Origin of the sequence: Paractinoplanes brasiliensis (assembly GCF_004362215.1) — a bacterium.
In the GTDB taxonomy this organism is placed as follows: Bacteria; Actinomycetota; Actinomycetes; order Mycobacteriales; family Micromonosporaceae; genus Actinoplanes; species Actinoplanes brasiliensis.
Genome location: NZ_SNWR01000001.1, coordinates 4209179 through 4221497, shown reverse-complemented (window position 1 = coordinate 4221497; position 12319 = coordinate 4209179). Strand labels below are relative to the sequence as shown.

At 70.0% G+C, this 12319-nt stretch carries 16 protein-coding genes; 6 read left to right on the top strand and 10 right to left on the bottom strand.

The features are described from left to right. Positions 1-18: 18 nt before the first annotated feature. Complete coding sequence (locus C8E87_RS19030; RefSeq protein ID WP_203720404.1) at positions 19-2004, bottom strand: sensor domain-containing diguanylate cyclase; 1986 nt, start codon at positions 2002-2004, stop codon at positions 19-21. A gap of 81 nt (positions 2005-2085) precedes the next feature. On the opposite strand from C8E87_RS19030, the gene C8E87_RS19025 reads away from it, so the two are divergent. The 3 genes from C8E87_RS19025 to C8E87_RS19015 all read left to right on the top strand — a co-directional run bounded on the left by C8E87_RS19025 (position 2086) and on the right by C8E87_RS19015 (position 4443). Continuing rightward, a complete protein-coding gene (locus tag C8E87_RS19025; RefSeq protein WP_133874343.1) occupies positions 2086-2718 on the top strand; it encodes a 5-formyltetrahydrofolate cyclo-ligase in 633 nt (210 codons plus the stop codon). A 262-nt stretch (positions 2719-2980) separates the two neighbouring features. After that, positions 2981-3367, top strand: coding sequence for an FmdB family zinc ribbon protein (locus C8E87_RS19020; RefSeq protein ID WP_133874342.1), 387 nt, complete (start codon positions 2981-2983; stop codon positions 3365-3367). 461 nt (positions 3368-3828) lie between these two features. Beyond that, positions 3829-4443: a hypothetical protein gene (locus C8E87_RS19015; RefSeq protein WP_239079797.1), complete on the top strand. Its 615-nt coding sequence runs from the start codon at positions 3829-3831 to the stop codon at positions 4441-4443. Between the two features lie 51 nt (positions 4444-4494). On the opposite strand, the gene C8E87_RS43740 is transcribed toward C8E87_RS19015, so the two are convergent. Next, positions 4495-4671 carry a hypothetical protein gene (locus C8E87_RS43740; protein ID WP_166661191.1) on the bottom strand — a complete coding sequence of 59 codons (177 nt, stop codon included), beginning with the start codon at positions 4669-4671 and terminating at the stop codon, positions 4495-4497. Between the two features lie 64 nt (positions 4672-4735). Here C8E87_RS43740 and C8E87_RS19010 point away from each other — a divergent pair, with 64 nt between their 5' ends. Then, the gene (locus tag C8E87_RS19010; RefSeq protein WP_239079796.1) at positions 4736-5062 is read left to right on the top strand and encodes a translation initiation factor 2; all 327 of its coding nucleotides are present in this window, start codon (positions 4736-4738) and stop codon (positions 5060-5062) included. A 71-nt stretch (positions 5063-5133) separates the two neighbouring features. On the opposite strand, the gene C8E87_RS19005 is transcribed toward C8E87_RS19010, so the two are convergent. Next, the gene (locus tag C8E87_RS19005) at positions 5134-5610 is read right to left on the bottom strand and encodes a DUF2231 domain-containing protein (RefSeq protein ID WP_133874340.1); all 477 of its coding nucleotides are present in this window, start codon (positions 5608-5610) and stop codon (positions 5134-5136) included. A 170-nt stretch (positions 5611-5780) separates the two neighbouring features. Here C8E87_RS19005 and C8E87_RS19000 point away from each other — a divergent pair, with 170 nt between their 5' ends. Continuing rightward, positions 5781-6215 carry a Fur family transcriptional regulator gene (locus C8E87_RS19000; protein ID WP_133874339.1) on the top strand — a complete coding sequence of 145 codons (435 nt, stop codon included), beginning with the start codon at positions 5781-5783 and terminating at the stop codon, positions 6213-6215. A 42-nt stretch (positions 6216-6257) separates the two neighbouring features. Next, positions 6258-7103, top strand: a complete 846-nt coding sequence (locus tag C8E87_RS18995; RefSeq protein ID WP_239079795.1) for an oxygenase MpaB family protein — start codon at positions 6258-6260, stop codon at positions 7101-7103. Positions 7104-7156: 53 nt separating this feature from the next. Here C8E87_RS18995 and C8E87_RS18990 read toward each other — a convergent pair whose 3' ends face one another. From C8E87_RS18990 to C8E87_RS18965, 7 genes are all read right to left on the bottom strand, one after another. Then, positions 7157-7981 carry a RecB family exonuclease gene (locus tag C8E87_RS18990; RefSeq protein ID WP_133876929.1) on the bottom strand — a complete coding sequence of 275 codons (825 nt, stop codon included), beginning with the start codon at positions 7979-7981 and terminating at the stop codon, positions 7157-7159. Positions 7982-8072: 91 nt separating this feature from the next. Next, on the bottom strand, positions 8073-8690 hold the full coding sequence (locus tag C8E87_RS18985) for a MarC family protein (RefSeq protein ID WP_133874337.1): 618 nt from the start codon (positions 8688-8690) through the stop codon (positions 8073-8075). Positions 8691-8742: 52 nt separating this feature from the next. Beyond that, positions 8743-9597, bottom strand: coding sequence for a PHP domain-containing protein (locus tag C8E87_RS18980; protein WP_133874336.1), 855 nt, complete (start codon positions 9595-9597; stop codon positions 8743-8745). A gap of 23 nt (positions 9598-9620) precedes the next feature. After that, on the bottom strand, positions 9621-10487 hold the full coding sequence (locus tag C8E87_RS18975; protein WP_133874335.1) for a PH domain-containing protein: 867 nt from the start codon (positions 10485-10487) through the stop codon (positions 9621-9623). A 9-nt stretch (positions 10488-10496) separates the two neighbouring features. Continuing rightward, positions 10497-10655, bottom strand: coding sequence for a hypothetical protein (locus tag C8E87_RS43735; protein ID WP_166661190.1), 159 nt, complete (start codon positions 10653-10655; stop codon positions 10497-10499). Between the two features lie 132 nt (positions 10656-10787). Beyond that, positions 10788-11447, bottom strand: a complete 660-nt coding sequence (locus tag C8E87_RS18970) for a DUF6758 family protein (RefSeq protein ID WP_341771743.1) — start codon at positions 11445-11447, stop codon at positions 10788-10790. Between the two features lie 82 nt (positions 11448-11529). Continuing rightward, positions 11530-12162 carry a TrmH family RNA methyltransferase gene (locus tag C8E87_RS18965; protein WP_133874334.1) on the bottom strand — a complete coding sequence of 211 codons (633 nt, stop codon included), beginning with the start codon at positions 12160-12162 and terminating at the stop codon, positions 11530-11532. Between the last annotated feature and the right edge of the window lie 157 nt (positions 12163-12319).

The following is a 12319-nucleotide window of genomic DNA, read 5'->3' as shown; positions in this document are numbered from 1 at the left end:
CCGTGGTATGCCGCGAGACTATCGGCCACGTCTGTGCGGCTGCGGTCGTAACCCGCCCGGCACAGTCGTCGCCTGATCAAAGTTTCCTTCATGATCCGTTTCGGAAACCCCTGACTTCGTCACATCGCCGGGTTCGGCCAGCCGGTACGTGTCCCGTCCAGCGTTCTTGGCGGCGTACAGCGCGCGGTCGGCGGCCGCGAGCACCTGTACGGAATTCTCACCGTGCTCGGGATAGACCGCCACTCCGATCGACACCGTGACCGGGATCGGCACGCCGTCGGCGGTCACCGGACGACCCCGTACGGCGGCTCCGAGGCGCTCGGCGACGATCGCGCCACCGTACGCGTCGGTTTCCGGCAGCAGCACCACGAACTCCTCCCCACCCTGGCGGAACGCCACATCGACCTCGCGCAGCCCGACGCGGATCCGCCGGGCGAACTCGCCCAGCACCACGTCACCGGCCGGATGCCCGTACGTGTCGTTCACCTCCTTGAAGTGATCGAGGTCGAGCACCAGCACCGCGAGCATGCGCCCGAACCGGCTGGCCCGCTCCACCTCGCGGCGCAACGATTCCCGCAGGTAGCGGTAGTTCCACAACCCGGTGAGCGGGTCGGTCAGCGAGAGCCGCTGCGCCTCCTCGTGCATCCGTACGTTGTGCACCGCCACCCCGGCCTGTCCGGCGAACGTACGCAGGGTGTGCAAATCGGCGTCGTCGAAGGCGTCCCCGCCGACCCGGTCGTAAAGGGCGAGCACCCCGAGCGTGTCGGGCTGCGGCAGCGGGTCGCCCGGTTCCTCGGCCGCCGCCGGCGCGCAGATCGGGACGGCCACATAGGTCAGGCAGGGTGGTTCCGCCGTCGCCGGCGAGCCTTGCCCACGCCGGGGCTCACCGGTCGCGGCCACCGCCCCCAGCACCCCGGAGCCGACCGGCAACCGGCGTTCGAGCAGCTCGGCGTCGGGCACGTCCCAGTCGCCGGACAGGCCCACCCCGCACCGCGCGACCAGCTGCTCGGTTGCCGGGTCGAGCAGCAGCACCAGCCCCGCCCGGGCACCCGTCGCGGCCAGGGCCGTGCGCAGGATGACCTGCAGGATCCGGTGCAGGTCGTGGGTGCTCGAAAGGGTCTCGCCGAGGATCGCGAGGTGCCCGCGCAGCTGGTCGCGGCTGGCGGTCAGCGCCTGCACGTAGGCCTGCAGCTCCCGCGTCATCCGGTTGAAGGTGGCGGCGAGCCGGCCCAGCTCGTCGGCGCGCGGGATCGGCACGCGGGTGTCCAGTTCGCCGTCGGCCACCCGGTCGGCGGCCCAGGCCAGCTCACCCAGCGGGCGGGTGGTCGAGTAGGCCAGCCAGCGCGCCACCAGCACGGCGGCCAGCGCGGCGGCAAGCACGACAGCTGGGAGAAGGGCGTACAGGAAACTGGGTTTGCCCGGAGGAACGGTGAGCGTGAGACGCAGCGGCTGACCGGGCTCGGCCTCGAGGCGACGGTGCTCCCCGGCGGATTCGCCCTGATCCCCCAGCTGGATCTCGGTTCCGCTGGCGGCGGCCAGACGAGCCAGAAATTCCTGGTCGACGGCCTGCGCGGCGGTGATCAGCTCGTCACCGGCGACGGATCGGACGGATATCGCGGTGGTCGTCCCACCCACCGGGAAGGCGCAGTCCTGCCAGCCGGTGAACTCGACCGGGCGGGGCACCGGAAGCGTCATCCCGCTCGCACGCGCGTGCACCTGGGTCACGATCTTGATGTCGGTGGCCAGACCGCGTGTGATCAGCTGATCGGCCACCGCCGACCGCTCGGCCGGGGGGACCACCGCCACCGCGTCGGCCACTGCCTGAAGCTGCCGGCAGGCCGCCGCCATCCCGGTCCGCACAGTGGTGGTGGCATGGTCGAGTCGCTCGGCTGTCCGGTCCCGGCTCACCGCGGCGACAGTCAGGGCGACAAAGATGGACCCGAGCAGGACCGGACCGAGCACAACCACCAGAAAGGCAGTGGTGAGCCGGCCACGTAGCGTCACGCATCCTCCCGGAAGTGGCCCTCTTTGGAGCGATGCTGACATAGTGTGCACCGTTTGCCGGTTTTCAAAAGGGGGTGTTGCGTGCCCGATTTAACCCGTGATGCGGAAAGATCTCGCGCCGCGAAGGTTGCGCTACGCGATCGCCTCCTCACTTCCCGTCGCGCCCTGACGCCTTCGTCGCTCGCCTCCGCCGCCCTCGCCATTCAAGATCAAGCCCTTTCCCTCGTACGCCGTGACAACCACCCCACAGTGGCGGCGTACATGCCGGTGGGCCGCGAGCCGGGCGGGACCGATCTGGTGGCGTTGCTGTCCGCACGGGCCCGGGTCCTGTTGCCCGTTCTCCTCCCGGACAACGACCTCGACTGGGCTGCGTATCCGTCCGCCACCCCTTCGCGTCTGGTCGCCGCCCCCCGCGGACTGCTCGAACCCGACGGCCCCCGCCTCGGCGTCACAGCCGTCAGGGAAGCCACGCTCGTCTTCGTGCCCGCCCTGGCCGTCGACCGCCGGGGCATGCGCATGGGAAGGGGCGGCGGCTCGTACGACCGGGCACTGGCCCGTCTGACCGGCAACTCTTTCGTGGTGGCCCTGCTGCACGACGGCGAACTGGTCGACCATGTGCCCGCCGAACCACACGACCGCCCGGTGCACGCGGCAATCACCCCCGGCGGCGGCCTCACCGTTTTCGACGCCGAAGCCCCCGAGCCAGCCCGCTGACCCCAACGGTCGACCCAGGCGTCTCCGGCGACCGCCCCCTCGGACGCGACCGCCACCTTGGACGCGCCCGCCGCCGTAGACGCGACCGCCGCCGACCCGGGCGTTTCCGCCGATCGACTCCCCAGACACCCGCCGCCGACCCGGGCGTTTGGGGCGATTGACTCCTCAGACGCCCGGCCGAGTGGACGAAATGACCTCCGATGGCGCAACATTGGCACTCGGAGTTGGCGAGTGCCAGCAGCCGACCAGATCCGGAGGAGCCGTGCCTACCTACCAGTACGCCTGCACCGAGTGCGGACACCAGCTCGAGGCCGTGCAGTCGTTCTCCGACCCGGCACTGACCGAGTGCCCGAACTGCCAGGGCAAGCTCCGCAAAGTCTTCAACTCGGTCGGCATCGTCTTCAAGGGTTCGGGCTTCTACCGAAACGACTCCCGCTCCGGAAACGTGAGCGCCGAGAAGTCCAGCGGCAACGAGTCCACCAAGAAGGCCGACGCCACCAACGGCTCGTCCTCGACATCGTCCTCGGGTGACTCGTCGTCCACGTCCTCGTCGTCCACGTCCTCGTCGTCGTCCAGCTCGTCGACGTCCTCGACCACCGCGACGTCTTCCTCCTCGTCGAGCAGCTCGAAGACAGCCGCCGCTTCCTGACCCGAAGCCTCCGAACCGCGCCGGCCCGTCCCTCTCCCGGCGCGGTTCGCCATCCCCGGCGTAGCCGGTCGCACCCGCCAACCCCGGCGTAGCCGGTCGCACCCGCCAACCCCGGCGTAGTCGGCCTACCCGCCGGCCCCGGCGTAGGCGGTGGTACCCGCGACCCCGGCACGACTGGCCGTCCCCCGGCACGACTGGCCGTACCCGCCGACGGCGCTCTCCCCACCACGGCCCTCCCGCGAGACCCCCACCACGGCCCTCCCACGAGACCCCCACGGCCCTCCCCCGAGACCCCCCACCCGGGGGGCTTTGTGAACCTACGCCGCTCGCGAAGATCGGCTTGAGTTATCCACAATTCGGGGTTGTCCACAGGGCCCGAGCGAACGATCTCCCGTCTCGCCTAACGTCCGCCCCGGCGCCGCAAGACCGCGACGCCGCGGCGTCCGGAAGGGGCACGACTCATGGGCAGATCCACTGGCTCCCGGCTGGGTGCTGTCCTCCCCAAGGCGACAGGATCACCCAGCCGCAACCGCCGCGACGGGCGCCTGGATCCCGTACGCTGGCGCCGGCCGGCCACCGGCATGGTGCTGCGCCTCGCGGTGGTCGTGTTCCTGTTGTGCAGCGCCGCCCTGGTGTCGTGGTCGTCGTCGGACCCGTGCGGCAATGGCCCTCTGGCCGCCGCCGGAGGCGAGAACGGAATGCAGGCCGCAAAAGGCGATCGGGGCAGGCCCGGAGCTCAGGCAGGACCGGGGAAGGAACCCGCGACCCCGTCGGCCGCAACACCGGGCGGCATCAGCGTGCAGCCGGTCCCGTCCGGCAGCGTGGGCGTGCCCGTCCGGTTGGCCGATCCCGCCGCCCTGGCCCTGGTCCAGGCGGGCAACCGGGTTGATCTTCTGCTCCTCGACGAGTCCGGCGGCGGCGCGACACCGGTCGCCGGCTCGGCGCTTGTCCTTCAGGTCACCCGTTCCGACGACCCCGCGATCGGCGGCCTGCTGCTGGCGCTGACCCCTGACGAGGCCAAGCACGCCGTCGCAGGCCCCGGTCAGACCTTCGCCGTCCTGATCCGCCCCGGCTGACCGTCGAAGCACACCGTACGGTCGGACACGTCGAGCGGCCGCCAAGGCCGATCACCAGTGCGGCGGGCGGTCTTCCAGCAGGCGCTCATCGTTGTCGTAGGAGCGTTCGCCCCAACCGCGCTCGGTGTCGTCCCGGGTCTGGTCGGGAAGGACCGCCGCCTCTTCCGAGTCGAAATCGACCACGCGCTCGGCGTCGTTGTCGCGCTCGGGTTCATCCAGGATGTCCACGTGTACGAGGGTAGGCCCGCGCCCCTGCGGAAGTCTTCCCCCTTCAGCTGTACCGTCGGTGAACGTGAGCTCCCCCACCGGCGTCCCGGACGACGCGTACTGGCAACGACCGGATCCCGACTCGGCACCGCCCTCTCCCGGGCCGCAGGCGCCCACGCCCAAGCGAGGCAGCAACTATCCGGGGCCGCCGCGCACTGCCCGGCCGTCGCCGAACTGGCGGCCCCCGACGATCGCGCACCCGCCGCCGCCACGGAACATGCCGACGCAGGATCAGGACGCCCTCGACGACGCCGAGGGCTCGGCCCGCACGGTCACGTACGGCGTGGGCCTGGTGGCGGGCGCGATCGCCCTGATCCTGCTCTGCCTCCTCTGCGCTCGGGTGATCTTCTGAACCTCCATCACCCGGCGTACCCAGCATCGGCATTCCAGCGCGTACGGTCTGCCGACCGGCCGAGCCGGCGACTAGTAGGTCCCCCACACGGCGGTAGCCCCCGAGTCGCCCGTCTTGAAAACGTAGTAGCCGGACAGGGCGGCCAGGACGATCATCACCACGGCCGCGCCCACCTCACCGATCATCGGGAGCCGGCCGCCGCCCCGGCGCCAGGTGAGCGCCACCATCACGAGGCTCACCACTCCCAGCGCGAGCGCGAACCACGCCGTGAGGCTGCCGAAGCCCATGTGGTCGTCGAGGATCTCCTTGCCGCGCCCGCTCACGCCCTGCTCGAGCAGACGGTTGTAAAGCTCCGTACCGGAGGCCCTCGCCACCCACGCGGACGCGGGCGCGGCGATAGCGAGCAGCACGAGCGCCCATCCCGTCTTGGGCCGCCAGCGGGGAACCAGTGCGTAGACCACCGCCCCCAGCGCGAGCAACGGGACGAAAATGACCGCGGCGTGCAGTACGAGCGCGTGCACCGGCAGGCCGTTGATCTGGTCGAACACGATGCCTCCTGAGGAACTGGTTCATGGCCGCCAGCCGAGAGATATCTGACGACGCAAGCATCTTTCTCATGCGCGTACACCTGCCGCAACTACCCGGTTCAATTGAAATGCGATCTTGTCGGGCCGGGGCAGAAGTTGGGGATTCGCCGATTCCGTGCTGTCATGGACCGATGTCGAACGGTGAGGAACTGCTGCGCGAGCACGGCCTCCGGGTCACGAAGCCGCGCCTCGCCGTGCTCGAGATCCTGTCCGAGGGCGGGCATCTGGAGGTTGAGGAAATCGCCGTCCGGGCCCGCACCCGGCTCGAGTCGGTGTCGACCCAGGCGATCTACGACGTTCTAGGCGCGCTGTCCCGGGCCGGCCTGGCCCGCCGCCTGGAACCGGCCGGCAGCCCCGCGCGTTTCGAGGCCCGGGTCGGCGACAACCACCACCACATCGTGTGCCGGGGGTGCGGTGAGATCGCCGATGTCGACTGCGCGGTGGGTGAGCGCCCGTGTCTGACCCCGTCGGACGCGCACGGCTTCGAGCTGGACGAGGCCGAGGTGACGTTCTGGGGTCTCTGCCCGGCCTGCCAGGGTCGCCGCCTCGCCGAGACAACTACCTGAACGAGTTCAACTTTTCGCTGATCGCGTGGCACGCTGGATCACATGAGCGTCGACGTGGGGCTGTTCGGGCCGGATTCGGTCACCTGGAAACTGCACCGCGAACCGATCTTGCTGCTCGGCGGGCTCCGCTCGCTCTACCTGCAGGCGCTGCACCCGCGTGCCGTCGCCGGTGTCGCGCAGAACTCCGGCTACCGCACCGACCCGTGGGGCCGCCTCAGCCGCACTTCCACGTACGTCGCCACGGTGATCTTCGGCACGACCGAGGAGGTTCAGCGGGCCGCGAGCCGGGTCCGCCGCTTTCACGCGCTGATGAGCGCAACAGACCCCCGTACGGGCGAGAAGTTCCGCATCGACGAGCCCAAACTGCTGCGCTGGGTGCACGTGGCCGAGGTCGAGTCGTTCCTGAGCACCGCGACCAGGGCCGGGGGGCGGCTGACACCCGACGAGATCGACCGGTATTACACCGAGCAGCTCAAATCGGCGGAACTGGTCGGCCTCGACCCCGCGACCGTCCCCGCCACGGCCGCCGAGGTGGAGGCCTATTACCAGGCGATGCGCCCTGAACTGGGCCTGACCAAGGACGGCGCCGAGACCGCCCTCTTTCTGACTGTGCCGCCCGCGCCCGAGTGGGGGCCGCCCGCCCTGCGCCTCGGGCTGACGCTGGGCCCCACCCGCTGGGCCTATCTGGGCGTGGCGAGCACCGCGTTCGGCCTGCTCCCGCCGTGGGCACGGCGTCTGTACGGCGGCCCGGGCTGGCCCACCACCGACCTGACGGCGAACCTCTCGGCTCGTGGTCTGCGCCTGCTGCTCGACACGCTGATCAACTCGCTGCCCCGGAAGTATCGCGTGCCCCCATCCGCAAGGCCGCCCTCGCCCGCGCCGGCGTGACCGAGGGATGAGCCCCCGGCGTGACCGAGGGATGAGCCGTCAGCGTGACCGAGCTAAGCCGTCAGGTGGTTGACCGACTCCCACGGGTCTTTGGCGGGGGAATCCTGTCCGGCGGGACACGACCGGCGGAAGTCGCACCAGGAGCAGAGCGTCCCGGGGTTGGTCGGGAACTCGACGTCCGGATCGGCGCCGGCGGCCACGGCTCGCTCGGCGGCCATGATGTCGCGGGCGGTGTCCTCGGCCCGGCTGACCTTGCGGGCCAGTGACTCCTCGGTGTGCTCGTGCGCCGCGACCGTGCCGGTCGGCAGGTGATGCAGCTCGACCCGATAGCTCGGCCGGCGGAAGACCCGGGAGGCGGCGTACGCGTAGAGGGCCAGCGCCTGCGAGCCGCGCGCGTCGTCGGCGCCGAGCCCGGAACGGCCGGTCTTGTAGTCGACGATCACCGCCTCGGGACCGTCGGGGCCCTGACGTGCGTCGATGCGGTCGGCCCGGCCGTTGAACGCCAGCACGGCTGTCTTCGTGGCCACGACACGTTCGACCCCGAGCGGTTCTTCGGCAGGATCAAGCCCACGCACGTACGTCTCGAGCCAGCGCAGCGCCGCCCGATAGGTCACCCTTTCCTGATCGACGTCGCGATAGCCTTCGCGCACCCACGTCGACTTGAGCAACGTCGGCAACGACTCGGGCAGGCGACGGTCGGCGGGCAGCGCATACCAGTTCTTCAGCGCGGTGTGCACGCTCGCGCCCAGCGAATTGTGCGCCCACGGCGGCCCTTTGGGCGGCGAGGGACGATCGACGTAGGAGTATCGATAGCGGCGTGGGCAGTCCTCGAACGCCCCGAGCTTGCTCGGGGTGCAGACGAAGAGCCGCTCGGGCATGCCGTCGAAGCCGAGCTGCTCGGGGACCGTCGCGCGGGACCTGGTGGGGGGCACGAACCAATCCTGCCAGCCGGGTACGACAGAAACGCCGTCAGGGCGCGTTGATGTACAGCTGGACGAAGGCGTCGATCGCGTCGGCGATCAGCTGCACCGCGATGGCCGCCAGCAGCAGACCGGCAATGCGGGTGAGCACCTCGATGCCGGCCGGTCGCAGCAGTTTGACGATCACTCCGGAGAACCGCAGCACCAGCCAGACGGTCAGCATGACCAGCAGGATGCCGATGCCGATGACCAGGTATTCGTCGGCGCCCTCGGCCCGCTGCACGAAGAGCATCGTGGCGACGATCGCGCCCGGCCCGGCCAGCAGCGGCGTCCCGATCGGCACCAGGGCGACGTTGGTGGTGCCGCCCTGTTCGGCCGGCTCGTCGGCCTTGCCGGTGAGCAGCTGCAGCGCGACCAGGATGAGCAGCAGACCGCCCGCACCCTGCAGGGCCGGCAGATCCACGTGCAGGTAGTCGAGCAGGGTCTGCCCGGCCACCGCGAACCCGACGATCACCCCGAGCGCGAGCAGCACGGCCTGGGTGCCAGCCTTCATCCGGGCGCGGCTGTCCATCGTGCCGGTCAGGGCCAGGAACACTGGCACCATGCCGGGCGGGTCGACAATGACCAGCAGGGTCACGAAGACCTCGCCGAGCAGCTTGAGATTCACCCGATCAAGGTAGGTGCCGGACCCGCTCGATCGCAGTCCGGTGCGTCCGGAGTCACCCCAAGACGGAAACGCCGGTGGCTGCCGACACAATTTTCTCGTACGCCTCGGGGTCGGTTGTGTAGTCACCCAGTTGGACGGTCTTGTGCGTCCCGTGGAAGTCGGACGATCCCGTGACCACGAGCCCGAGGTCACCGGCGAGCGCGCGCACGTGTTCCCGCTCGACCGGGGAGTGGTCCTCGTGGTCGGCCTCGAGCCCGAACAGCCCGGCCTCGGCCAGCTCGACGATCAACCGATCCGGCACGACCCTGCCGCGTACGGTGGCCCGGGGGTGCGCGAAAACGGCCACGCCGCCCGCGGCACGCACGGCTCGCACCGCCTCGAAAACATCAAGATCCGCTTTCGGTACGAAGTAGCGAGCGCCCAGCCACCGGGAGGCGAACGCCTCGTTCGTTGTGCGGACGAGACCGGCCCGGATCAGGGCCTGCGCGATGTGCGGACGCCCGACGGAGCCGCCCTGGGCGTAGCCGTAGACCTCGTCCCACGTGATCGGCACACCGTCGGCGGCGAGTTTCCGCACGATCTTCTCGGCGCGCTGTTCCCGATCGGTGCGCATGCGGGCGAGGTCACCGGCGAGGCGCGGCTCGGCCGGGTCGAACAGGTAGGCCAGCAGGTGCAGCGCGATCGGCCAGTCGTCGGCGCCGTGCCACCGGCAGGACAACTCGGCCCCACGCACCAGGCGCAGCCCGTCGGGAAGTGCGTCGGCTGCCGCCTGCCAGCCCCCGGTGGTGTCGTGGTCGGTGATCGCCATGACATCGAGACCGGCCGCGGCGCCCGCCTTGACCAGTTCGGCGGGGGTCAAAGTGCCGTCGCTGGCCGTGGAGTGGCAGTGCAGGTCGATTCGGGTCACCGCAAAACGCTACCGCGCGCCGATCAAGCGTCGTCGCCGTCGCTGTCCTTTCCGAGGCGCGCCTCGACGGCCTGCGGCTCGTACATCTCCTCGACCACACGCAGGTAGAGCTCGTTGGGGTTGGGCAGGTGCTTGACCTCGCGGAGCGCCTGGTCCTGGCCGGCAGACTCGAGCACGAACGTGCCGTAGCTGAGCATACGGCCGAGCGCGGACTGCTCGTACTTCATGTCGGTGACCCGCAGCAGGGGCATCATGGCGACGCGGCGGGTGATGATGCCGTTGACCACCATGACCCGCTTGTTGGTCAGGATGAACCGGTCGAAATACCAGTCGAAGACCTTCCACGCCACCCAGCTGATCACCCCGAGCCAGATCAGCACGGCCACGGTGACCAGGCCGTTGATGTTCTGCCGGGTGAGGAAGCCGGCCAGGTAGCCGAGCAGGAGGGTGGCGCCCGCCCCGATGCCCAGCGGCGTGGTCAGGTGGATCCAGTGCCGCTTCCACTCGCCGCGATAGCGCTCGGTCGGGAAGAGATAACGGGCGACCAGTGTGGTCGGTTCGTCCTCGAGCGGGAGAACACGGCGCGGTCCGCCGCCCCCGCCCTCGGGACCCAGGCCCTCGAGCTCTTCCTCGGTGAAGATGGGGGCTTCGTACTCGTCGACACCGTCGTCGTAACGATCGCGCGCATAGCCCGCGTCGTCGGAGTAACCGGCGTCGGGTGAGTAGCCCGCGTCGGGGTTGAAGCCCGGGCCGTCCGAATAGGGCCGGCGCCGCGCGCGATCGGGGTCCTCATCGAACGCCGGGTCGTTGTACCCGAAGTTCTCGTCGTCGTCCCGAGAGCGACCGGCGCCCTCGCCTCGAGGCTCGTGCGGCTCAGCTGGACCACCCATGTGGTGATGCTAAGCGACGAGGTTGGTGAAGAACGTGCCGAAGCCTCGGGCAATATCGGCGATCGTGCCTCCGAGTGACTCGAACACCGACGCCGCCGAGTTCGGGTTGAAGGCGATGAAAAAGATCAAGAACGCGATACCAAGCCAGGTCAGAACCTTCTTGATCATGGCGGGCCTTCTCCTGTGGGTGCGGGTGACGGTCAGCGCCGCGGCAGTACTGACGGTATCAGCTTCGTCGCTCGGTGTGAACAATGTGGCCGAAAAGCCGATTCCATTCCCGCAGGTCAGGGCCCAACTTGCCTAGGCCTTGCCCTGCAGGTACGGCGACGGCGCTCCGTACACGAGCTCGGACGGCAGCCCCTCGGAGAGGTCGTGCAGGACGACATGCTCCGCGAGGAAGTAGCCCGCGCTTGCGGGCCAGGCTATCGCATAGAGCCACATTCCTTTCGCCTCACTCACGTATGCGCTTCTGTCCTCGGGGGACTTGACGCACCACAGTGGAGTGGGGTGGCCCGCGGCCTTGATCTTGGCGTGTGGACCGGGATGGCCCACCTCGTTGAGCGCCTCGGCGATGAGGTGGCCGGGGTCGATGCCGGGGATCCCGGCGAACCTGGTGCCGAGGCCGACGCCGGGCTGCTCGGCGATCAGCACGACGTCCGCGGGCCCGCCGCCCAACGGCTCGGGGCCACTGCAGGCGAGCGCGGTCGCGCGTACGCCCCGGCGGTCGTCACCGGCCCAGCCGGCGCCGGTGACCATCCAACCCGCGGGCAGCGGCCACGGGCACCAGAACGGCGCGCTCCCAGCGATGGACGCCTGACGGCGCACCATACTGTCGACGATGTCGGCGTTGATGTGCTCCGCGACGTGGAACGGCGGCACGTCGCCGCAGCTGTCACAGCGCCATTCGCTGTGCATCAGGTCGGGCTCCCGCACCTGCGCACCGCATCTGGGGCAACTCACTGTGACACCCACGCTCTTTACCGTGCGGCCCGCGCGGGGCCGCGTCAAGCGAATCGGCAGAACCCGGGCCCATCAGCGAGATTCACCCGGGCGGGGGTCCCGCGTGCGCGCGGATCCAGGCATGCATCGCGATGCCGCTGGCCACCCCGGCGTTGATCGAGCGGGTCGACCCGTACTGCGCGATCGAGAACAGCTCGGCACAGGCCTCCCGGGCGGCCGCGGACAACCCGGGACCTTCCTGCCCGAACAGCAGCACACACCGCCTCGGCAGCGTGGTCGTCTCGATCGGGCGCGAGCCGGGCAGGTTGTCGATCCCGATGACCGGCAGATCGAGCGTGGCGGCCCAGGCGACGAACTCCTCGATCGTGGGGTGATGCCGCACGTGTTGATAACGGTCGGTGACCATGGCGCCGCGCCGGTTCCACCTCCGCAGGCCCACGATGTGCACCTCGGCAGCCAGGAAGGCGTTGGCATTGCGTACGACGGTGCCGATGTTGAAATCGTGCTGCCAGTTCTCGACGGCGACGTGGAAGTCGTGGCGGCGGGTGTCCAGGTCGGCCACGACCGCCTCGCGGCTCCAGTAACGGTAGCGATCGACGACGTTGCGGCGATCCCCGCCGGCCAGCAGCTCAGGGTCGTAGCGCGGGTCGTCGGGCGGGTCACCGGTCCACGGCCCGACACCGACCTCGGCGGACTCGTCCTCAGCGGCAATCATGGGCGGTTACGCTACCCAGCACCGCACGGCCCGGGCCCACCCCCGTGACCGGACCGAGGGGAGACGCAATGAGCGGCGGGGCCCTCCCCGGCACCCGCCGCCCACGCTCTGTTGCCCGAAAGTGTGCCTCACCCTGCGTATCCATGTGAAGGATTTT